This is a genomic window from Paeniglutamicibacter sp. ORCA_105, assembly GCF_045798545.1.
Lineage (GTDB): Bacteria > Actinomycetota > Actinomycetes > Actinomycetales > Micrococcaceae > Paeniglutamicibacter > Paeniglutamicibacter sulfureus.
Window position 1 is genome coordinate 130,489 of sequence record NZ_JBIXLM010000006.1, and the last position, 20,994, is coordinate 151,482.

Consider the following 20,994-nt stretch of genomic DNA (forward strand, 5'->3'; position numbering starts at 1 on the left):
CAACGAGGAAAAGCCGTGGCAGGATTGGAACATGAGCACCGGAATAATCATTGGCGAAGACAGCCTCGCTCGACCGTCCTGGGCGGCGACTGACCCGATGATGCGCACCTATTACGACACCGAGTGGGGAATGCCGGTGCGTGATGAGCACGGCGTCTTTGAGCGGCTGAGCCTCGAGGCGTTCCAAGCCGGGCTGTCCTGGTCCACCATCCTGCGCAAGCGCGAGAATTTCCGCGAGGCCTTCGCCGGGTTCGACCCCGAGGTCATTGAAGGCTTCGGCGAGGCGAAGGTCGAAGAGCTGCTGGGCAACGCCGGGATCATCCGCAACCGCGCCAAGATCCTTGCAACCATCAAGAACGCGAAGGCCACCATCGCACTGCGCGAGGACGGCGGCCTGGCCGACTTCATCTGGTCGTTCCAGCCCGATTCCACCCCGGCACCGAACGCGCTCGAAGACATCCCCACCACCAGCCCCGAATCCGTGGCGATGTCCAAGGCGCTGAAGAAGCGCGGCTTCGCCTTCGTGGGACCTACGACCATGTTTGCGCTCATGGAGGCATTGGGCATCGTGGACACCCACTTGTTGGGATCCCATCGCCGCGGCACCTCGGGCATCTGGACGGCATGAGCTCGCGCTTCCTGAAATCCAACGGATTACTGGACCCCGGGCACATGATGCGTACGCTCGGCATCCATTCGATCCCCACGCTCGACATCCACGAGCCCGACGCGTTGCGGCACACCCGGGCGGTTTCGACGGCTTCGGGGCCGAAGTCTGTCCGGCTGGAGTTTGTCGAGGACGGGGTCGGACTTTACTGCGCCGAGGCCGACACCCGGGGCCTTGACGAGCTGGAGGTCGTGGTTCGAGCGTGGCTTGACCTGGATTCGGACCTCACGCCCATGCAAGGGCATTTCGCCCGCGACCCGTTGCTCGGCCCCCTGGTCCGCTCCCGGCCATGGCTGCGCCTGGTGGGATACCTCAACGGCTTCGAGGCCGCAGCCACCACCATTCTTGGCCAGCAGGTGTCCCTGGCGGCCGGCCGGACCTTTGGCGGACGGTTCGTAGGCGCCTACGGCAACGACGGGCCAGACGGCCTTCGCCTTTTCCCCACGCCGGAGGCGGTGGTCGAGCACGGTGTTGACGTGCTGCGTGAAACCATTGGCCTCACCAAGTCCCGCGCGGCCACCTTGTTCGCCATGGCGGAAAGCTTCGACGCCAGGAATTTTTCCGGTGCCGCGGGTATCCCATTGGACCGCACCGAACTTCTGGCACTGCGCGGCGTCGGCCCCTGGACGGCCGACTACCTGCAGATGCGCGGCCGCAGCGATCCGGATGCATTCGTGCCCGGCGACCTGGTTGCGAGGCGAGCCCTCAACAGGATCACTGAACGCGAGGCATCCAGGTTGGCGGAATCCTGGGCGCCATACCGGTCCTACGCCATGGTCCACCTGTGGGCCTCGGACCCATTGGCACCGGTGTCGACCGATTCACCCAAGCCCGGAGCCTCGGACAACAGGGGTCGCCCCGGCCTGCAACCTGGCTAGGCGTTCATCGCCTCGGGGTAGATCTGCCCGATGGGCGTCTTCTTTTCGGCCTGGAATTCGTCCTCAGCACGCCCGTAGGCCCAGTAGGCGGAGAGCGACATGGCCTTGCGGTCCACCCCTCGCTCCCCGTTGAGGTAGGCACGCAGCGACTTCATGGTCTCACGCTCGCCGTGGGCGAAGACCTGCACGGTCCCCTCGTGCCAGTCGGAGTTGCGCACGGTTTCCTCGAGCTTGGTGTTCTCCGGGGTGAAGTAGCCGCCGCGGTGCAACCAGTGGAGGTTGACCCCGGCGGGCACATCCAGCTGAACCTCGTCCTCGGGACCGGACACCTCAAGGTAGATGTCGCCCACCATGTCCGGCGTCATATCCTCGACGGCTGCGGAAATCGCCGGAAGCGCTGTCTCGTCGCCGATCAGCAGGTGGCGGTCGAATGCCGGGTCGGGAGTGTAGAGCCCGCCCGGGCTGGCGAAGCAGATCTGATCACCGATCTTGGCGTTTTGCGCCCAGGGCCCGGCCAGGCCTTGGTCGCCGTGGATGACGAAGTCGATCTGCACGGTCTGGGCCTCGAGATCCACGTGGCGCAGGGTGTAAGTGCGTCGAACCGGGAAGTCTTCCGGAGCCAGCTGCTCGCGCAGGGCATCGAGGTCATACGGCGGAACCAGCCCGAGTTCGGGCTTGGCAAAGAGGATCTTGACGTAGCGGTCGGAGACGGCCTTGTCCTGGAAGTTCACGAACCCCGGCCCGCCGAAGGTCAGTCGCATCATGTGGGGACTCAGTCGCTCGCTCGCCAAAACCTCGAGGACTACCTGGGGCCGAACCGGACGTGCTGAACGCTGCGTACTCACTAATTACCACTTTCTTGGATTAGGGAAGGTAAACCTATCCTATTCGATGGGGCATCGACCAAGCCAATGCCAACTTCACATGCCTACTCCATTGCGCCGGGCCAGACCGTCGATCATGATCGCCAGCCCGACCTCAAAGGAATGGTTCGCGCGCGAGCCCTCAAGCGCAGACTGCGCAGCGAGGACTCCGGCCAGCCCCGGGGTTTGCGCAGCGGCGTCGCCGGGATCGAACATGTCATCCGGGGCAACCACATCAAGCGCGGATCCCAGGATGAACGACTCCAACGCCACCATGTCGCCCATGACTGCGGAGGCCTCCCAGCCGGCGGCAAGGAATCCCTGCACTACGCATTCATACATGGCCAAGGTTCGAGTCGCCCCTGTGATGGGCTCGGTGGCCAACAGGGCAATGGCATTTGGGTGTGCGGAAAATGCGGCCCGGTAGGACCGAGCCCAGCGCTCCACGGCTTCCCGCCAGGACAAACTTCCGAAACCACTGACATCAATGCTCTCATTGACTACCTCGCGCATCCCCACCAACAGCGCCTGCTTGTTCTTGACGTGGTGGTAGAGCGCGGGCGGCTTGACCCCAAGCTCGCCGGCGAGCGCTGCCATGGAGAACTTCTCCGGCCCCACTGAATTGAGCAGCCTAAGGGCCGCGACGAGGATCCTTTCGCGGTCAAGCACCGACGTGCGCGGCCGACCGGCGCGACGAACTTCTGACGAATCCACCAAAACCCCTTGCGTGTGACTCCGCCCACAGATAAGGTAGGCGACAGTTTATTTAATCTTATTAAATTTAGTTGGGAGCTGCACCCCTTGACCTTGACAGTCTTTCATTCGGGCTCGGTTGCCGGTGCCCCTGCGGGGCAAACGACCGCCGTGGCGGTCACCGACGGAATCATCACCGCCATAGGTCCGGCCGCCGGGGACCTGGCATCGATCGCCGATGTCCTCCATGACCTGCGCGGCGGCTACCTCGGGCCCGCCTTCGGCGACGGCCACGCCCACCCCCTCTTTGCCGGGCTCGAGGACGTCGGTCCCCAGATCCGCCACTGCACGGACCTCGACGAAATCCTGGCCGCAGTCGCACGCTGGGCGGACGAGCACCCCGGGGACGAATGGATCGTCGGTGCCAGCTACGACGCAACACTGTCCGAAGATGGATGCTTCGATGCCCGATGGCTCGACAGCGTCGTTTCCGACCGCCCCGTACTCTTGCGCGCCTGGGACTACCACACGGTATGGGTAAATTCCCGGGCACTGGAAATTTCCGGGATCACCTCGGACACGCCAGAGCCCGAGCTCGGCCGTATCATCCGTCGCCCGGACGGCTCTCCCCTGGGGACGTTGTGCGAACCCGGCGCCATCGACCTGGTTGCCGCCCATGTTCCCGCACACGGCCAGGACACCTTGGTCTCCGCCCTCAGCCGGGCCACCTCGGCATTTGCCCGGGCCGGTGTCAGTTGGGTGCAAGACGCATGGGTGGAAACGGAATCCCTCGACGCCTACCTCGCCGCCGCACGACAGGGGGCGTTGCACACCCGGGTGAACCTTGCCTTCCGCGCTGACCCGTTGCGCTGGGCAGGGCAACTGCCCGAATTTGCCGCAGCCAGGGACCGCGTGATCGCCGCCGGCGGGGAACTGCTCAGCGCAAACACCATCAAGTTCTTCCTGGACGGGATCGTTGAATCGCACACGGCCCACATGATCGATGCCTATGCGGACTGCCCCGGCAGCCGCGGCCTGCCCAATTGGGAAGACCACTCACTCATCGATGCGGCGATCGCCGTGGATTCCATGGGTTTCCAATTGCACCTACACGCCATCGGAGACGCCGCCGTTCGTCAGGGACTGGACACCATTGCGGCGGTCGTTGCCGCCAACGGCCCACGCGACCGCCGACCGGTCATGGCCCACCTGCAGTCCATCTCCCCCACCGACCTGCCACGGTTCAGGGAATTGGGCGTCATCGCGAACTTCGAGCCGCTGTGGGCCCAGCGGGACACCGTCATGACCGAACTGACCTTCCCACGGCTTGGAGCCGAACGGGCGTCACGGCAGTTCCAGATCAGCGAGGTCGCCGCCTCGGGCGTCAGGGTGTCCTTTGGCAGCGACTGGCCTGTCACACACCACCACCCGATGCCGGGCATCGGCACGGCAGTGACCCGCACAGGGCTGTCCGACCCCGACATTCCTCCGCTGGCCGGGGCCCCCTACGGCGTTGTCGATGCCCTGGACTCCTACAGCGCCCAGGTCGCCTACCAGGCCTTTGCCGACCACGAACGCGGAACCCTGGCAGCGGGGCAGATCGCGGACCTGGTCTGGCTGGAGAGCGATCCACGCTCCATCGCGGAACACGACGTGGCCGGCGTGAAGGTCCTTGGCACCTGGCTTGCCGGCAAACCCACCCACCTGACGACACCCGAACCGGCATTGGACGGAATACGATGAATACCAAGATCTCGGCTCATGTTCCGGCATCCGGCAGCATACACGGCGCCCGTCCCACCGAGCTCAAGCGGGTCCTGGGCATACCTTTCCTGGTGCTCTTCGGACTGACGTACATGGCGCCGGTCACGGTGTTCACCACCTACGGCGTGGTGACCGGGGTGACCAACGGACATCTGCCGGCCGCTTATATCGTGGGGCTGGTGACCATGCTGTTCACGTCCTTCAGCTACGCCCAGATGTCCCGGGCGGTGCCGCAGGCCGGATCCGCCTACGCCTACACCCAGCAGGCCTTCGGCGGAACTGTCGGTTTTGCCACGGGCTGGACGCTGATGCTCGACTACTTGTTCATCCCGATGATCAATTTTCTGCTCATCGGCATCTATCTCAACACGCAGTTCCCTGCGGTCCCCGCCTGGGCGTTCTCGCTGGTGTCCCTCGTGCTGGTGCTGGGCCTGAACATCATCGGCATCAAGTTCATCGGCCGGCTCAGCGCCACGGTGGTCGCCTCCTCGGTGCTCATGATCGGCATCTTCGTGGCGCTGGTGCTCAACCAGGTCCTCAACGCCGATGCCCCAAGCCTGTTGGCACCGTTCTCCTTTGGCGCCGACGGCCTGGGCCCGATCTTCTCCGGCGCTGCCATCCTCTCGCTCTCGTTCCTGGGATTCGATGCTATTTCGACCTTGTCGGAGGATGCGAGGAATCCCGGCAAGACGATTCCCGCCGCGATCGTGCTCACCACCTTGGCCGGCGGCCTGATCTTCATCGTCGTTGGCTGGGCCGGGGCATTGATCCACCCGGACCACACCACCTTCACCGATCCGGATGCCGCGGGCGTCGAGCTCATGGCAGGGGTCGGCGGTTCGGTGCTCACCGCGATCTTTGTGGCGGTCTACGTTGTGGGGTCATTTGGTTCGGCCATGGCCTCGCAGGCCAGCGTGACCCGAATCCTGTACTCCATGGGCCGTGACGGATTGCTGCCGCGCCGCATGGGCATGCTCAATCGCCGTTTTTCCACCCCCGTCTATGCCACCCTCGTGGTCTCCGCGGTGTCGCTGACCTACCTCTTCGTCAGCTTGGAGACTGCGGCCTCGGTGGTCAGCTTCGGGGCCCTGGTTGCGTTCTCCATGGTGAACCTTTCGGTCATCAAGACCTTCTTCATGGATGCTAAGGCGCGCGGTGCCCGTTCGGTGTTGCTCTACCTGCTCATGCCCCTGGTGGGATTCGCGCTGACCATTTGGTTGTGGACCTCACTCTCCGGCGTCAGTCTTGTGGTGGGACTGATGTGGTTCGCCGCGGGAATCGGCTTTTTGGCCATCCGCACCAAGGGCTTTCGCACGTCCCCGCCGAAGCTTTCCTTCGAGGACTGACGCCGATCCTGAATTGCCGCCCCCACGACGTTTCGGCGCCGTGCGGGCGGCATCGCCGTTTGCCGAACGGGACCCTCTAGTCCAGACGCCGGTCCTGCCAACTGCGCATGGTCCACCGCGATTTGGCGGCAGCATCCAGCGTCACCACCCCGGTGTTGGCCAGGGGCGTAGGGCTCAGCAGGCCGGGGTCGAAGTTGGTGCTTCGGGAGGCAAGCCATGTCACCAGCATTGCGGCATGGCTGACCACCACCAGCTTTCCGGTCCCAGCGGCGCGCGCCTGTTCGATGACTGAGTTGAATCGATCCAGTGCCGTGTGCGCATCCTCGCCGCCTGCAACCTTGGCGGCAAGGTCGCCTGAAAGCCACCGGAAAAACACGTCACGGTAGGCAAGCTGGGCCTCGGGATCGTTGCGCATCTCCAGGTCACCGGCGGAGATTTCGCTCAGCCCCACGTGCTCGGCAAGGATAAGTCCGCGGGAATCGGCCAAGGGCGTTGCGGTCATCTTGGCGCGCAGCAACGGCGAGGAGAAGACCGCGTCCACATCTTCGGCACCGAGCCTCCGAACTAGTTCCCGTGCCTGGGCCAGGCCGGTCTCATCCAGCGGCGCGCCGGGGGCCGCGGTGTCCAGGGCCTGGGCCACGTTGGAGGCTGTCTGCCCGTGGCGGATCAAGATGAGTCTCATTCACTCACTCTAAAACGTCGCCGGTGGTTTGGTACGATGAAACCAGCTTCACGAGACACGCGCCAGCTTTGGGCTCCGACCCGGCGCGACACCAACCCCATGCTTCAAGGGTGGTTCGGATGACGAAGCGGTCCTGGCAGCAGCCGCTGCCTTGGGGACAAGAGCACACGAAAGGCGCCGCCACCTTGCGCAATGAGTCACGTTCCATCGACACCTGTACCTCGTTCCACTCCGGACACCGCACCAATCCCCGGGCCATCAGGAGCCTCATGGCCCGCCCCACGCTTTGGGCGCCCGCTGACATCGAGGTCGCGATGTCCCTGACCCAGGGCCTGACACTGCATGTCTTTGCCGGAGGCACCCACCACCAGGTGTTCGCCCACGACCTACCGGTCATTGTGCAACTGCTGCGCATTGCGCCGCAGCCGGCTCCGGGGATTTCACTCGGGCGGGTGAATTTCCACAACAACGCGATTGCCCTTCCCGCCGATCCGCGCCACAGTGCCGGGCTGCGCTACTTTTCCTTCAGCACCGAACCGCTCTCTGCATGTACCTTCGACCGCGATGAGGAATTGGCCCGCGACTTCGAGTCCCTGACGGGTGACCTGCAACTTTCCTAGGATTCCGGGCGGCGAAAACCGCCTTGGACACAAGGTTGGCGGTCGCAGTCCACCGGTGTTTGGCGGGCCACGCATTTGTCGGTGGTTTAGAACGAGCTATTGCTTCAGCTCTTCGACAATGCTGTTTCCTGTTTCCGGTCGGGATTCCCATGCCTACGATTCATGGAAACGTACCCGACCGTCCTCAAGGACCTCGATGACCGATTCGCAAACTCCGGTTGAGGTTTCCTTGTTAGCGCCAAGGTGTACGTAGCGAAAGTTTAATTTATCCGCATTGCGAGTGCCGACGAGATAGCCTCGGACGACCGCCCCACCGGAGTACTCTGCCCAAACCACTTCGTGATCTTGGTGGTAGGTAAATGTGGTGGATTGCCCTACTTCTCCTGTTGCAGAATTCTCAACGCCGCAGAATACTCGGCCGTCCAAGGACACGGTGTCGGCCTGAGGTGCAGTTTCAGTGCTCATGCTCCGAACAATAGCAACGCATTGCACGGGAGAGTCCAAGGCTTGTCTCAATGTGACGGTTCGACGTGTCCCTAGGTGGGGCTGGGCATTAGGCCTTGCACGGCAACGATTGTCCATTGCGTCCGGAAAGAGAAAGCATTAGCGGAAAATCGGGTCGGCCGCGTAGTGCGCCAGCGCTTCCTTGTTCCCCGGGCTAAGTCGAAGCAATCGCTGCTCGTCAACGGCGAAGAATGCCAGGGTGGTTGCAGCACGAACGCACACCCCGCCGTCCACCGGATCGTGGAACTCGTAGCTGATGTCGAAACTCGCGGCCTTGATGGTGCTGATCCACAGGTCCACGTGCGCCGGGACGTTGCGGTAGTCCAACGGTTTGAGGTAGCGCACGCGGTGCTCGACGACCAGGATCTGCGTGTTTTCCGGGACCGTGGAGAACAGGTCGACCTGCGGCATGATGCCGGGCTTTCCGGTGCCGCCGGGCACCCCGAAACCGGCGATGCGCGCCTCTTCCATCATGCGGACCAGGTTCACGTTGTTGATGTGTCCGTAGGCATCCATGTCTCCCCAACGCATGGGGACCTCGACGCGGATCTTGTGTCCGGACATTCAGTCGATCCTTGCGGGGTCATCGGGGCTGATGATGCCCAGGCCCTCCAGCTTCTCGGCGATGCGCGACCCGTCGGGCTCGTAGACCCAGGGCACTCCGGGGGTGGAATTCAGGATCCCCTGGCTGCGCCCACCGGCCAGCACCGCCTCGGAGGGGGTCAGCTGGCGAATGACGATGGCCTCGACATGGCGGGGATAGCGGCGGGCGAATTCGGCGTAGAGATAAGGGTCGTGTTGGCCGTCATCGCCGATCAGCAGCCATTTCATGTTCGGGAATTCGGCGGCGAGACGGCGCAACTGGTCGGCCTTGTGCTGCATGCCCGAACGGAACCAGCCGCGCTCGGTGGCGCCCCAGTCGGTCAGCAGCAGCGGGCCCTGCGGGTAGAGGTTGCGCGAGAGGAATCGGGTCAGGGTCTGGGCGACGTTCCAGGCACCGGTGGAGAGATAGAAGGTGGGGGCGCCGGGCTTGTCTCGCATCAGCCGCTCCATCATCACCGGCATCCCCGGTGTGGCCAGTCGCGCATGCTCGGAGAGCACGAACGAGTTCCATGCCGCCAGCAGCGGGCGCGGCAGAGCGGTGACCACCACGGTGTCGTCCACGTCCGAGAGCACCCCGAACTCCTGCTTCCCGTCAACGACCACAATCGGCGCAGTGACGGTGGGCCCGCCCTCGACGTGCAGGCTGATCTCGTTCCAGCCGGGTTCCAGCGAGGCGGCCACGCGGACATCGACCACTCCCCCGCGGTCCGCCTGCACCTTGAAGCGTTCGCCGTTGATGTGGGCCTCGATCTCGCCGTGGGGCAGGATCGGTGACATGAAGTTCCGCCACCCCCGCACGCCGTCGGTGATGACCTTCGCGAGGTGGCGCCCGTCTTCGAAGGCGCCGGGCTTGGCCAGCAGCACCCGGGCGAAGATGCGCACCCAGCCGTTCTCCGGATCCGACAAGCCGTATCCGGTGTAGGGCAGCACCGTGGGGATCAGCCCACGTTCTCGGGCGCTCTCCGCGCGAAGCTCGTAAAGGCGATCCTCGAAGCGTGCTGCAATATGCCGGGCACGCTCTGATCCTGTTTCCTTGACCATGATCCCCAGTCTTTCATGAGCTGGTGGCATGAGGTGGATCGAAAGGATGACGCGCCGCCACGGCGTGAAATAAGGCGGCAAACTTCGACACACTGGTATTTATGCACATTTCATAGAAGTGTGGGGGCATGATGTTCAACCATGATGCAGACGAGCCCGTGCTAACGCTGACAGACGACGAGTCCTGGGGCCTTCTCGGAAGGACCAGCCACGGCCGTCTGGCAACCGCCGTGGGCAACACCATCGATATCTTCCCGGTGAACTTCGGTCTGTTGGACAAGACCATCTATCTCCGCACCGGGCCGGGCGAAAAACTTGCTGCCCTCACGGTGCACGATGCGGTCGCTTTCGAAGCCGACGGCATCCTCTCCGACGAGGCGTGGTCGGTGGTCGTGCACGGCCAGGCGCATCAATTGCAGACCAGCAAGGACATCGAAGTGGCCCGCAGCTCCGGGGTATCCCCTTGGATCCCCACCCAAAAGGAATCCTGGGTGAAGATTGAGGTCACCGGCATCTCGGGGCGCCACTTCGTCCTCGGGGCACAGCCCGAGGCAGACTAGGTACTGCGCGTTATTTTCGGCGTTGTCGGCGGTTCAACTGGAATTAATTGGATATCGCCGTTTGCAGCCCCACATCCACTGGGCCGGACGGCTGATGATCAGACCTTGACGGGGTTGACCTTGATCATGCGTTTGAGAAGGTCGGCTGCTACGCTCACCGCAATGGTGGCCGGATCCTTACCCACCACCTCAGGATCTCCGATGGGGCAGTCGATCCTCCCAATCACAGCTTCCTCATGTCCGCTTTGCGCAAGATTCTTGCGGAATCGCTGCCATTTGGCGTTGGACCCGATCAGGCCGATCGAGCCAAGATTCGGATGCCGCAACGCAGCATCGCATAGGTGGAAATCCTCGGCGTGGTCATGGGTCATGATCAGCACGTGTGTTCCACTAGGCAACCGACTGAGCACTTCTTCGCCAATGACGGCCGGTTTCGGATGAATCCGCGCCACCGCCGGTTCAAGTGCGTCCAGCCCCTGCAGGTTTTCCTCGCGGGAATCGCTCAAATACAGTTCAATGTCCTGCCGAGAAAGAATGCGGGCAAGTTCAAGACCCACATTGCCAACGCCAAAGATCGCCACAGTCGGGGGTACGGCCATCGGTTCAAGCAAGATCGTCACTTCTCCTCCACAGCATTGTCGACCATAGGTCGCCGGAGCCTTGTCATTCAGCCGCAAGGTCATTGTTTCGGGCACGTGCAGCGACTCGGTGAGCATTTGCCGGGCCCGTGTCACCGCGGTCATCTCCAGGTTGCCGCCACCTATGGTTTCAAAAAGCTCGTCAATGGTGGCAACCATCTTGGTCCCGGCCTCGCGCGGTGCATGCCCGCGCACTTGGACCACGGTGATCAACACCGCCGGGGCACGCTGGGCCCGCAGCCATATCACCGCATCAATCCAGGTCATGATGATCGCCCGCTGATCAATGCACTGTGCTCGCGAGCCGCCTGGACCGCCCAGAACACCGCTTCGGGCGTGGCCGGCGAAGCCAGGCACACACTGGTTCCGGGCTCGGCAAAACCGGCAATGGCTTGGCGCAATGCCTCGCGCACCGAAAGTGACAACATCAGTGGCGGCTCACCCACGGCCTTGGAACCATAGACCGCGCCCTCTTCATGGGCTTTGTCCAGGAGCGAGACATTGAAGACCTCGGGCATTTCCGACAGGCTCGGGATCTTGTAGGTGCTGGCGCTCTGGGTCGCCAGCCGTCCCCTGGTGGGCCGGTCGCTGGCGTCCCAACGCAGGTCCTCCAGGGTCAGCCACCCCGTCCCCTGTACGAATCCGCCTTCGATCTGTCCCAGGTCAATCAGCGGGGAAAGCGAATCCCCCACGTCGTGCACCACATCCACCCGGCGCAAGGTGTACGAACCGTCGAAACGGCTGACCTCCACTTCACTGGCCGCCGCCCCATAGGCGAAGTACTTGAACGGTTCCCCCTTCATGATGTCCAAGTCCCAGTGCAGCCCTTCGGTCCGGTAAAAACCTGCTGCCGAAAGCTGGACCCGCTGGAAGTAAGCGGCATGAACCAGTTCATTCCAGCCGATGGATTCACGTCCACTGAGGCTGGAGACCGTACCGCGACTAAACCTGATCTCGTGGGCGGGAACACCCAGCTTTACGGCCGCTACCTCGGCGAGCCGTTCACGGATCTGCTCGCACGCATCCTTCACGGCCCCGCCGTTCAGGTCGCTGCCCGAGCTGGCCGCCGTGGCCGAGGTGTTCGGAACCTTGTCGGTACGAGTCGGTGCGATCCGCACGCTATCGAGGGGGACTCCGAGGGTGGTGGCTGCCACCTGCAGGATCTTGGTGTGCAGCCCCTGCCCCATTTCAGTGCCACCGTGGTTCACCAGCACCGAACCGTCCTTGTAAACCAGCACCAGGGCGCCGGCCTGGTTGAACGCGGTGAGGTTAAAGGAGATCCCGAATTTCACCGGTGTCAGGGCCAAGGCCCGCTTTGCATGCTCATGACTTCCGTTGAATCGGGCAATCTCGGCTTCGCGACGTTCAATCTCCGCACCGTCCAGCAGCTGCTGCCAGGCGGCCTCCATCCGTTCGGGGTGTCGCACCGGTTGGTAGTACGGGGTGTCCTGCCCCTGTACGTAGAAGTTTCGGCGGCGCAGTTCACTGGCACCCATCCCCAGTTGCGGGGCCACCCGTCCCAAGATGTCCTCCATGACCAGCATGCCCTGTGGTCCCCCGAAGCCGCGGAACGCCGTTTGCGAGGTCTTATGGCATTTGGCGACCCGGCCGTGAACCCGGATATTTGGTATCCAGTAGGCATTGTCAATATGGCACAGCGCCCGGGTCAGCACCGGCTCGGACAGGTCCAGGCTCCACCCTCCATCAGCGGTCAGCGTCGCATCCAGGCCCACGATCTTTCCTTCGTCGTCAAAACCGATTTTCCAGCTGGCATGAAAACCGTGGCGCTTGCCGGTCATGGTGATATCCACCGTGCGGTCCAGCCGCACCCGCACCGGCCGCCCGGTGAGCAAGGCCCCAAGGGCTGCCACCGCGGCATAGCCATGCGACTGCATTTCCTTGCCGCCGAAGGCGCCACCCATGCGCAGCACCTGGACGGTGACCCGGTGCGCGGGGATCCCCAGTATGTGGGAGACGATGTCCTGGGTTTCGGTGGGGTGCTGGGTGGATGAATGGATCATCACCTGGCCGATTTCGTCCACCATGGCCAGCGAGTTCTGGGTCTCCAGGTAGAAGTGTTCCTGGCCGGAGAACTCGAACTCCCCCTCAAACACCTGCGCGGCGTCCCTGATGGCGGCTTGGCTGTCGCCCTTGTCGATCACCGGCTGGATTCCGTGGAAGCTTTGCGCGGCGATCGCATCCTGCAGGGTGATCAACGAGTCGAGCGGTTCGTAGTCCACTTCAACGGCGGCTGCCCCGGCCTTGGCAGCTTCCAGGTCCTCGCCGAGCACCCACACCACAGGCTGGCCGTAGAACATGATCTTGTCCACCGGCAGCATCGGTTCGTCGTGTTTGGCACCTTGGTCGTTGACCCCGGGGATGTCCGATGCCGTGATCACCCGGACCACGCCGGGAACCCGGTAGGCCCCGTCGATACCCACTTTCAGGATTTTTGCGTGCGCCTGCGTTGACTGCACCGGGTAGGCATGCAGCACTCCGACCAACCGCCGGTCCAGGTCATCGGTGTACAACGCACTTCCGGTGACGTGCTCCACCGCGGATTCATGCGGATGCCTCTCCCCGACAACGGGTTGCCCAGGACGTTGGGACAGCTGGCTCATTTGCCTTCTCCCTTCAACCGGCTGGCCTCTTGCAGTTGTGCGGCGAAGAACCGCTCCAGCGAGGAGGCAAGCATTGCCCTCCGGTATTCGGCGCTGGCACGGTGGTCATCCATCGGGGTTCCTTCCTCGCCCATCACCCGGGCCGCGGCGCGGATGGTTTCCAGGTCCCATGCCCGGCCTTCGAGCATCGTTTCTGTGGCGGTCGCGCGCAACGGGGTGGCCGCCACCCCGCCCAGGCCGATCCGCGCCTTGGTGATGATGCCGTCCTGGACAGCCAGGGCATAGCCGATGGCCACGCTGGAGATGTCGTCAAAGCGGCGCTTGGAGATTTTTTGGAATGAGGTCAATCCGGAAAGGGGCAGCGGGACGCGGATGACGGTGATCAGCTCGCCAGGCTGACGGACCGTTTGTCGGTACCCGGTGAAGTAGTGGGCCAATGGCACCACCCGTTGGCCCGTCACCGAGCCAAGCACCAGCTCGGCTTCCAGGGCCAACAAGGCCGGAGGTGTGTCGCCGATGGGTGAGCCGGTGCCCAGGTTCCCGCCGATGGTCGCGCTGTTGCGGATGAGCCGGGAAGCGAATTGGCCAAAGAGCTTGGCCAGCAAGGGGATCCGTCCGTGCAGTCCACGTTCCAGTTCACTGAGAGTGCAGGCCGCCCCGATCTCAATATGCGTGTCAGTGACATCCAGTTGCCTCATTTCGCTCAGCCGGTCGATGGCCAGCAGTGAACGGGCCCGTGCCCCCTTGATGTTGACCTCCACACCCCAGTCGGTTCCACCGGCGAGGGGCAGCACCTCGGGTTCCTCGGCGAGAATCCGCAGTGCCGCCGTCAGGGTTCCGGGCCTCCGGTAGCGGCCGAGCTGGGCTGTGGGGGTATCGGCGCGAGACAGGTCTGTGTGCACGACGGCCGGAGCCTGCTGGTCGCGGCGGGCGGCCAGCGCGTCGTCCCCTGCCGGGGTGCCGAGCGCAAAAGCGGCATCACGGATGGGCCGGTACCCGGTGCACCGGCACAGGTTGCCTGAAAGCGCATGCAGGTCAAACCCATTTGGCCCGCAGTGTTGGTCCCCTGCGTCCTCTTCATTCGGCGGGGCGCCTGCGGCGGTTGCCCGCTCCGGTCGATAGTATTCGGCGGCCATGCTGCAGACGAATCCCGGGGTGCAGTAGCCGCATTGGGATCCACCGTGCTCGACCATCTGTTGCTGGACCGGATGCAGGTCGGTGCGGTCCCCCAGCCCTTCGGCGGTAATCACCTCCTGCCCGTCAAGGGCAGCGGCCGGCAGGAGGCAGGCGTTTAGTGCGGTCCAGCGTGTGGCTTCGCCGTCTGCTCTGGCCACCAGAATGGAACAGGCCCCGCATTCACCTTCGGCGCACCCTTCCTTGCATGAGGTAAGTCCTTCACCGCGCAGGAAGTCCAGGGCGTTGGTATGCGTTGGTCCGGTAAATTCCCGCACCGCTCCGTTAACGGTAATCAAGCACTGGGAGTCTGTGGTTGGTTTGGCGGTCATGCCGCTTCCTCCTACTTCCCGCCGAGCGGAAAGCGCTGTGTACGAACGATCGATGATGGGCACGCAACAAAGCGGCCTGCGTATCAGCGTCAGGAGCCGAAGTCCGGGTCAGCTGGCTCGCTGTGTGCAGGCCAGCTTAGCTTCCGTGGGCAATCTGCCCTTTCGGCCACGCGATCGTTCCACCCATGAGAGGTCCTCCGACATTTTCAGATCATCAATGTGGTTGGTTCACAAAACAGTCAAAAGTTCACGGGAGTTTGCTGTGCTCGACTGCGGCCTCTGTACTCAAAGCCGGCCGTCCTGTTGTTCACAGCTGTGACTCCTACGTGGTTTCCAATGAACAGACCGGAAAACCCGCTCCGTCCAGATCCGCCAGCCACCTATTCAGGGACACTCCCGGTAGATAACGACCACCTGTAGGTGTCTGCCATAGACATGCTCCGACCATAGCAGTGACTGTGACCAGTGTCATGCTTCATATTGGTAGTTGGTTCCCACCATGCGGATGCAGTGGTTCCGCACCTGCCCAACGGCCTGGTTGCACCTCCTGTTTGCGTAGTTCACCGCCGGCTCGCACGAGACACCCACGGTCACGTGCGCCAGCGCCAACGCCATGCCATGCCATGCCATCGATCAGGTCGGCTGCAGGGTTTTCGGCGCCAACGATTTCATCTTGCCGGCGTGTGGGAGAGTGGGCCAATCCGGCAATACTGTCGCCGAACCTCGTGGATTGGTTCCAGATGACCATTCGGGCAAGCCGTCGTGCTTCGGGCGCGAAACAGTGGCGTACCGACCGTTTCCGGCGGCCGGGAAGCTGGTGAGCCACCGTCCGGGCCCCCGAATGCCCCTACCGCGACAGTGCCCGAGGCGGGATAAAGCGGTTCCTTGCTACCCGTTGTAGTCGTAGAAGCCCGCCCCGGATTTGCGGCCCAGCCTGCCCTCGGCGACCAGGGCCGCGATGCGCTCGTTGGGGGCGTCCTCGGCCGCGCCGGTCTCCGCGTGGGTGGCCTGGGCGATGAAGTCAATGACGTCCAGTCCGACCATGTCCATCAGCGCAAACGGGCCCATGGGGTGGCCGAGCGCGGTGCGGGCGGTGGTGTCGATGTCGCCGATGCTGGCGATGCCTTCATCAGCCAGGAACAGCGCCTCGCGCTGGATCGCGCCCATCAGGCGGTTGGCGATGAAGCCGGGGATCTCGCGGTTGATCAGCACCGGTTCCTTGCCCAGCCGCCGCGCCAGCTCCATGGTGGTTGCCACGGTCGCATCGCTGGTGGTCTCGTGGCGCACGACCTCCACGCACTTCATGATCAGGGCCGGGTTGAAGAAGTGCATGTTGCAGACTTGTGCCGGCCTGCCGGTTGCCTCCGCGACCTTGGAGGAGCCGAGCGTCGAGGAATTCGTGGCAAGGATGGCATGCGCAGGTGCAAGTACCCCAAGCTTTTCAAAAATCGCAGTCTTGATGTCCAGGCGCTCGGTGGCGGCCTCGATGATGAAGTCGGCTTTTGTCGCGACGGAGTCCAGGTCGGTACTGTAGCCCAGCACCTCCAGCGCCGCGGTGGCCGCCGATTGTTCCAGCTTGCCCTTGGCCACCCGCGAGGCCGCCCATCCCTCGAGTTCGGTGCGCGCAGCGGCAAGGCCGTCGGCGGAAATGTCCTGGATGGTGGTCGCGAACCCGGCCAGGGCGGCGGTCATCGCGATCTGCCGTCCCATGGTCCCCGCTCCAATGACCAGGATGGTGGAAATGTTCTCGATGCCGGTCTCTGCGCTCATTTTGGCTCCGCACTTTCGTCAATTGTTCGCTGGATCACGTTTCTGCCATGCCCGTTGCCAATCCTAGACATGACCCGGGGCACCCGCCGCATCCGGTCAGGCTGGATGACGGCCGGTGCCCCGAACCTCGTTCCTACGCTCCGCGCAGGTACACGGTGGTGGTGTGCGTGAAGAATTCCTTCGACGCACCGCCCTGCTCCTTGGGCCCGTACCCGCTCTTCTTGGCACCGCCGAAGGGCACATGCGGATCGGCTCCGGCTGATTCCGAATTCACGTGCAGGATGCCCACGTCGATGGCCTGCATGGCGGCCAGGGTCTTGGACAGATCCTGGGTGAACAGTGCGCAGCTCAGGCCGTATTCGGAGTCATTGGCCAGCTCGAAGGCCTCCTCGGTGGTCCCCACGCGCCGAACCGCCAATACGGGACCGAAGAACTCGTCCCGCCAGGCGTTGTTCTCGCCATTGGGCACCTCAAGGACCGTTGGGGCCACGAAGGCATCCCCCAGGCCCGCGACATCGCCCTCGAAGGTGACGGCCGCTCCCTGGGCGATCGAGGCGGCGATGCCGGCACGGATCTGCTCCGCGGCCGGGCCCGAGACCACCGGCCCCATGTGAACGGAGGGATCCGTCGGGTCCCCGGTTTTCCACTCGCTGAGGCGTTCGCGCAAGCGGGCAAGGAACGCATCGGCGATGCCGTCTTGGAGGACCAGCCGCGATGTTGCAGTGCATTTCTGCCCGGTGGAGCGGAAGGCCCCGAAGAGCACCTGTTCCACCGCGAGGTCCAGGTCGGCATCCTCCAGCACGACCGAGGCGTTCTTGCCGCCCATTTCCGCCTGGATCGGGACCCCGGCACTGGCGGCCGCGGCCGCGAGCTTGCGGCCCACTCCCGTGGACCCGGTGAAGGTGAGCCCGTCAAGCTCCGGGTGGTTCACGATCTCGTTGCCCAGCGTTCCGGAGCCGATGACCAGGTTCAGCACGCCGGCCGGCAGGCCCGCCTCCACGAGGGCCTGGGCCAGGCGCATGGCCAGCAGCGGCACCGCGGAGGCGGGCTTCCACACCACGGTGTTGCCGAAGACCAGTGCCGGGGCGATCTTCCAGGCGGGGATCGCGATCGGGAAGTTGAACGGGGTGATGACACCCACGACGCCCAGCGGCTTGCGGGTGACCAGGATCTGCTCGCCACGGCGCGGGGAGGAGAAGACCTCCCCGGCCAGGCGGTCGGACTCGGCGGAGTAATACGTCAGGATCTGCGCGGCGCGCAGCACCTCTCCCTTGCCCTCCGCGGCGGTCTTTCCTTCCTCGCGGGCCAGCTCAGCGCCCCATACATCGGCGTTGGCGGTGACGATTCCCGCGGCCCGGGCCAGGTAGCCCCCGCGTTCGGCCATCGGGGTTGCGGCCCACTCGGCCGCCGCGGCGCGCGCGGCCGCCATGGCGGTGCGCACGTTGTCCACCGTTGCGGTTCCGCCGGCGGCGACCACGTGCCCGGGGTTCGCGGGCGAGGTGGATTCCAGTTCGCGCCCGGTGCCCTCGATCCATTCGCCGTCAAGGAGCAGGCGCAGCGGCACGGTCTCGGTGTGCGTCATGGTTTCTGTCATGTCGTCGCTCTCGATTCAGGGGTCAGGGGTGCAGGGGCTAGCGGAAGGCGGGGACGCCGGTGAGCTTATTGCCCAGGATCAGGGTGTGGACTTCGTCGGTGCCCTCGTAGGTGCGCACCGATTCCAGGTTGTTGGCGTGGCGCAGCGGCGAGTATTCCAGCGTGATGCCGTTGCCGCCCAGGATGGTGCGGGCCTCGCGGGCGATCTTGATGGCCTCGCGGCAGTTGTTCAGCTTCCCCACCGAGATCTGGTGCAGATCCAGGGTCCCGGCATCCTTCATCCGGCCGATGTGCAGCGCCAGCAGGTAGCCCTTGTTGATTTCCAGGGCCATGTCCACCAGCTTCTGCTGGGTCATCTGGTAGCCGGCCAGCGGCTTGTCGAACTGCATGCGCTGCTGCGAGTAGGCCAGGGCGTCCTCGAAGGAGTCACGGGCCGCTCCCATGGCACCCCAGATGATCCCGTAGCGGGCCTCGTTCAGGCAGGAGAATGGTCCCTTGAGCCCCGTGACGTTCGGCAGCACCGCGGTTGCGGGCAGGCGCACATCGGTCAGCTCGATCTCGCACTGGATGGAGGCCCGCATCGAGAGCTTCGGCTCGATCGGGGTCGCCTTGAACCCGGCGGTTTGCGTGGGAACCACGAAGCCGCGGATGCCCTCATCGGTCTGCGCCCATATGACCGCGACCTGGGCGACGTTGGCCAGTCCGATCCAGCGCTTGGTGCCGTTGATGACCCAGTCGTTCCCGTCCTTGCGGGCGAAGGTCTTCATCGCCGAGGGGTCCGAGCCGGCAGTGGGCTCGGTCAGCCCGAAGCAGCCGATGGCCTGCCCCGCGGCCATCTTCGGCAGCCACTCCTGCTTCTGTTCCTCGGAACCGTGCTTGTAGATCGCACTCATCGCCAGCGAACCCTGCACCGAGACGAAGGTGCGCAGCCCAGAGTCCCCGGCCTCCAGCTCGGAGCCGGCCAGGCCGTACTCCACCGCGGTCCCCCCGGCGCAGCCGTAACCCTTCAGATGCATGCCCAGCAGGCCGAGCTTCGCCATTTCCGGGACGATCTCCAGCGGGAACACCGCATCGGCGTACCAGGAAGCGATGTTCGGCTTGATGGCCTCGTCGACGAAGGTCCGCACCTTGGAGCGCAGGGCAAGCTCCTCGGCCGTGAGCAGGGCATCGAAGTTGATCAGGTCCGCCGGGTCCAGCACGTGGGTTTCGTGGTCATGGATGGTGAGGGTCATGGTGTTCTCCAAAAAGTTCGAGGTTATGGGGCTGAAGAAGGGGTGCTAGTTGGCGGCGTCGGTGATGGCCTGGGCCAGGACGGCCAGTCCGTCGCGCAGCAGGTCCTCGCCGATGACCAGCGGGGGCAGCAGGCGCACGACGTTGCCGTGGGTGCCGCAGGTCAGGGTCAGCACGCCTGCGGCGTGGCAGGCGGCGGAGATCTCCTTGGCCGAATCCGCGCGCGGGGCCAGGGTACCGACGTCGGCGAGTTCGATGGCGAGCATGGCGCCGCGGCCGCGGACCTCGGCGACGATGCCGGTGGAGGAAAGCAACGGTTCAAGGATTTCGCGGGCGACGGCCTCGATGCGGCGGGCGTTGGCCAGCAGCGTGCCGTCCTCGAACTGTTCGAAGACCGCCAGTGCCGCCTCGCAGGCGAGCGGGTTCCCGGCGTAGGTGCCACCCAGTCCCCCGGCATGAGGCGCATTCATCAGCTCGGTGCGTCCGGTGACGGCGGAGAGCGGGACTCCGTTGGCCAGTGCCTTGGCGGTGAGGATCATGTCCCCCGCAACGCCCTCGTGCTCGGAGGCGAAGAGCGTTCCGGTGCGGCCCATGCCGGCCTGGATTTCGTCGATGACCAGCACGATGCCGTACTTGTCGGCGAGTTTGCGCAGGCCCGGGATGAAGCCTGCGGCCGGGACGATGAAGCCGCCCTCGCCCTGGATCGGTTCGATGACCATGGCGGCGAAGGTGTCCGCGCCGTGTTCCAGGATGGTGGCCTCCACGGATTCCAGTGCCGCTTCGGCGCCGGACTCGAGGCCCTCGGCGGGACGCAGCGGGTTGGCCGAGGCGGCTCGGATGATCTCCGCGGGAAGCGGACCGAAGTTCAGCTTGTAGGGGTTGACCTTGGCGGTCATGGCCATGGTGAGCAGCGAGCGGCCGTGGTATGCCTCGTCGAACACCAGCACGTTGGGCCGTCCGGTTGCAGCGCGGGCGATCTTGATGGCGTTTTCCACGGCCTCGGCGCCGGTGGAGAACAGGCCGGTGCGCTTGTCGAAGTCGCCGGGGGTGTTGGCGTTGAGCCACTTGCAGACCTGGGCGAAGGATTCGTATTCGGTGACCATGAAGCAGGTGTGGGTAAAGGCGCTCAGTTGCGCCGCAACGCGTTCTGCCACGCGCTTGTTGCTGGCGCCCAGCGACGTCACGGCAATGCCGGAGGCGAAGTCGATGAGCCGGTTGCCGTCGACATCCTCGACGATGCCGCCGTCCGCGCGGGAAACGAACACCGGCAGGGTGATGCCGAAGCCGTTGGTCACCTGTGCTGTGCGTTCGGCGTGCAGGGCGGTGGAGCGCGGGCCGGGGATGGAGGTGGCGAGGTGGCGGGTCTGCGGGAGCGTCTCGGCGTCGACGGCCAGAAGTGTTTCGGTCATGGACTCC

The 20,994-nt window shown here is 64.4% G+C and carries 19 protein-coding genes and 1 riboswitch; of the genes, 6 read left to right on the top strand and 13 right to left on the bottom strand.

The features are described from left to right. Positions 1–31 precede the first annotated feature (31 nt). Positions 32–628, top strand: a complete 597-nt coding sequence (locus ACIPUB_RS04840; protein ID WP_407606337.1) for a DNA-3-methyladenine glycosylase I — start codon at positions 32–34, stop codon at positions 626–628. After that, complete coding sequence (locus ACIPUB_RS04845; protein WP_407606338.1) at positions 625–1,545, top strand: DNA-3-methyladenine glycosylase family protein; 921 nt, start codon at positions 625–627, stop codon at positions 1,543–1,545. Before ACIPUB_RS04840 ends, ACIPUB_RS04845 begins: the two co-directional genes overlap by 4 nt. Here the strand turns inward: ACIPUB_RS04845 and ACIPUB_RS04850 are convergent. Both ACIPUB_RS04850 and ACIPUB_RS04855 read right to left on the bottom strand, forming a co-directional pair. Beyond that, positions 1,542–2,390: a siderophore-interacting protein gene (locus ACIPUB_RS04850; RefSeq protein WP_302263413.1), complete on the bottom strand. Its 849-nt coding sequence runs from the start codon at positions 2,388–2,390 to the stop codon at positions 1,542–1,544. The genes ACIPUB_RS04845 and ACIPUB_RS04850 overlap by 4 nt on opposite strands. 75 nt (positions 2,391–2,465) lie before the next feature. Beyond that, complete coding sequence (locus tag ACIPUB_RS04855) at positions 2,466–3,122, bottom strand: TetR/AcrR family transcriptional regulator C-terminal domain-containing protein (protein ID WP_264268436.1); 657 nt, start codon at positions 3,120–3,122, stop codon at positions 2,466–2,468. Positions 3,123–3,209: 87 nt separating this feature from the next. On the opposite strand from ACIPUB_RS04855, the gene ACIPUB_RS04860 reads away from it, so the two are divergent. Next, a complete protein-coding gene (locus tag ACIPUB_RS04860; protein ID WP_407606339.1) occupies positions 3,210–4,844 on the top strand; it encodes an amidohydrolase in 1,635 nt (544 codons plus the stop codon). Then, positions 4,841–6,211, top strand: a complete 1,371-nt coding sequence (locus ACIPUB_RS04865) for an APC family permease (protein ID WP_407606340.1) — start codon at positions 4,841–4,843, stop codon at positions 6,209–6,211. The genes ACIPUB_RS04860 and ACIPUB_RS04865 overlap by 4 nt, the downstream gene beginning before the upstream one ends. A 76-nt stretch (positions 6,212–6,287) precedes the next feature. On the opposite strand, the gene ACIPUB_RS04870 is transcribed toward ACIPUB_RS04865, so the two are convergent. After that, entirely contained in the window at positions 6,288–6,893 is a 606-nt protein-coding gene (locus ACIPUB_RS04870; protein ID WP_407606341.1) for a histidine phosphatase family protein, read from the bottom strand. A gap of 46 nt (positions 6,894–6,939) precedes the next feature. Beyond that, a riboswitch (SAM riboswitch) is annotated at positions 6,940–7,063 on the top strand. A 15-nt stretch (positions 7,064–7,078) separates the two neighbouring features. Here ACIPUB_RS04870 and ACIPUB_RS04875 point away from each other — a divergent pair. After that, entirely contained in the window at positions 7,079–7,513 is a 435-nt protein-coding gene (locus ACIPUB_RS04875; protein ID WP_407606342.1) for a hypothetical protein, read from the top strand. Positions 7,514–7,666: 153 nt separating this feature from the next. On the opposite strand, the gene ACIPUB_RS04880 is transcribed toward ACIPUB_RS04875, so the two are convergent. The 3 genes from ACIPUB_RS04880 to ACIPUB_RS04890 all read right to left on the bottom strand — a co-directional run bounded on the left by ACIPUB_RS04880 (position 7,667) and on the right by ACIPUB_RS04890 (position 9,661). Continuing rightward, entirely contained in the window at positions 7,667–7,978 is a 312-nt protein-coding gene (locus ACIPUB_RS04880; RefSeq protein ID WP_407606343.1) for a hypothetical protein, read from the bottom strand. A 138-nt stretch (positions 7,979–8,116) separates the two neighbouring features. Continuing rightward, positions 8,117–8,581 carry an acyl-CoA thioesterase gene (locus ACIPUB_RS04885; protein WP_407606344.1) on the bottom strand — a complete coding sequence of 155 codons (465 nt, stop codon included), beginning with the start codon at positions 8,579–8,581 and terminating at the stop codon, positions 8,117–8,119. Next, on the bottom strand, positions 8,582–9,661 hold the full coding sequence (locus tag ACIPUB_RS04890) for an App1 family protein (RefSeq protein WP_264268443.1): 1,080 nt from the start codon (positions 9,659–9,661) through the stop codon (positions 8,582–8,584). A gap of 128 nt (positions 9,662–9,789) precedes the next feature. Between ACIPUB_RS04890 and ACIPUB_RS04895 the strand changes: the two genes are divergently transcribed. Continuing rightward, positions 9,790–10,221, top strand: a complete 432-nt coding sequence (locus ACIPUB_RS04895) for a pyridoxamine 5'-phosphate oxidase family protein (protein WP_407606345.1) — start codon at positions 9,790–9,792, stop codon at positions 10,219–10,221. Between the two features lie 98 nt (positions 10,222–10,319). On the opposite strand, the gene xdhC is transcribed toward ACIPUB_RS04895, so the two are convergent. The 7 genes from xdhC to ACIPUB_RS04930 form a co-directional block, all read right to left on the bottom strand. Then, entirely contained in the window at positions 10,320–11,126 is an 807-nt protein-coding gene (gene xdhC / locus ACIPUB_RS04900) for a xanthine dehydrogenase accessory protein XdhC (protein WP_407606346.1), read from the bottom strand. Continuing rightward, entirely contained in the window at positions 11,123–13,480 is a 2,358-nt protein-coding gene (xdhB, locus tag ACIPUB_RS04905; RefSeq protein ID WP_407606347.1) for a xanthine dehydrogenase molybdopterin binding subunit, read from the bottom strand. The genes xdhC and xdhB overlap by 4 nt, the downstream gene beginning before the upstream one ends. Further along, positions 13,477–14,985: a xanthine dehydrogenase small subunit gene (locus tag ACIPUB_RS04910; RefSeq protein ID WP_407606348.1), complete on the bottom strand. Its 1,509-nt coding sequence runs from the start codon at positions 14,983–14,985 to the stop codon at positions 13,477–13,479. Before ACIPUB_RS04910 ends, xdhB begins: the two co-directional genes overlap by 4 nt. Positions 14,986–15,873: 888 nt before the next feature. After that, positions 15,874–16,755: a 3-hydroxyacyl-CoA dehydrogenase family protein gene (locus tag ACIPUB_RS04915; protein WP_407606349.1), complete on the bottom strand. Its 882-nt coding sequence runs from the start codon at positions 16,753–16,755 to the stop codon at positions 15,874–15,876. Positions 16,756–16,888: 133 nt separating this feature from the next. Then, entirely contained in the window at positions 16,889–18,349 is a 1,461-nt protein-coding gene (locus tag ACIPUB_RS04920; RefSeq protein WP_407606350.1) for an aldehyde dehydrogenase family protein, read from the bottom strand. Positions 18,350–18,386: 37 nt separating this feature from the next. After that, a complete protein-coding gene (locus ACIPUB_RS04925) occupies positions 18,387–19,580 on the bottom strand; it encodes an acyl-CoA dehydrogenase family protein (protein WP_407606351.1) in 1,194 nt (397 codons plus the stop codon). Positions 19,581–19,625: 45 nt separating this feature from the next. Continuing rightward, entirely contained in the window at positions 19,626–20,987 is a 1,362-nt protein-coding gene (locus ACIPUB_RS04930) for an aminotransferase class III-fold pyridoxal phosphate-dependent enzyme (protein ID WP_407606352.1), read from the bottom strand. Positions 20,988–20,994 lie beyond the last annotated feature (7 nt).

Excerpts from the sequence above, each read along its gene's own strand:
- ACIPUB_RS04890 (WP_264268443.1), bottom strand. The coding sequence starts at position 9,661 with ATGGTCAAGGAAACAGGATCAGAGCGTGCCCGGCATATTGCAGCACGC.
- ACIPUB_RS04870 (WP_407606341.1), bottom strand. The coding sequence starts at position 6,893 with ATGAGACTCATCTTGATCCGCCACGGGCAGACAGCCTCCAACGTGGCC.
- ACIPUB_RS04910 (WP_407606348.1), bottom strand. The coding sequence starts at position 14,985 with ATGACCGCCAAACCAACCACAGACTCCCAGTGCTTGATTACCGTTAAC.
- ACIPUB_RS04895 (WP_407606345.1), top strand. The coding sequence starts at position 9,790 with ATGATGTTCAACCATGATGCAGACGAGCCCGTGCTAACGCTGACAGAC.
- xdhB (WP_407606347.1), bottom strand. The coding sequence starts at position 13,480 with ATGAGCCAGCTGTCCCAACGTCCTGGGCAACCCGTTGTCGGGGAGAGG.
- ACIPUB_RS04925 (WP_407606351.1), bottom strand. The coding sequence starts at position 19,580 with ATGACCCTCACCATCCATGACCACGAAACCCACGTGCTGGACCCGGCG.
- ACIPUB_RS04885 (WP_407606344.1), bottom strand. The coding sequence starts at position 8,581 with ATGTCCGGACACAAGATCCGCGTCGAGGTCCCCATGCGTTGGGGAGAC.
- ACIPUB_RS04920 (WP_407606350.1), bottom strand. The coding sequence starts at position 18,349 with ATGACAGAAACCATGACGCACACCGAGACCGTGCCGCTGCGCCTGCTC.
- ACIPUB_RS04880 (WP_407606343.1), bottom strand. The coding sequence starts at position 7,978 with ATGAGCACTGAAACTGCACCTCAGGCCGACACCGTGTCCTTGGACGGC.
- ACIPUB_RS04840 (WP_407606337.1), top strand. The coding sequence starts at position 32 with ATGAGCACCGGAATAATCATTGGCGAAGACAGCCTCGCTCGACCGTCC.
- ACIPUB_RS04865 (WP_407606340.1), top strand. The coding sequence starts at position 4,841 with ATGAATACCAAGATCTCGGCTCATGTTCCGGCATCCGGCAGCATACAC.
- ACIPUB_RS04930 (WP_407606352.1), bottom strand. The coding sequence starts at position 20,987 with ATGACCGAAACACTTCTGGCCGTCGACGCCGAGACGCTCCCGCAGACC.
- ACIPUB_RS04915 (WP_407606349.1), bottom strand. The coding sequence starts at position 16,755 with ATGAGCGCAGAGACCGGCATCGAGAACATTTCCACCATCCTGGTCATT.
- xdhC (WP_407606346.1), bottom strand. The coding sequence starts at position 11,126 with ATGACCTGGATTGATGCGGTGATATGGCTGCGGGCCCAGCGTGCCCCG.
- ACIPUB_RS04845 (WP_407606338.1), top strand. The coding sequence starts at position 625 with ATGAGCTCGCGCTTCCTGAAATCCAACGGATTACTGGACCCCGGGCAC.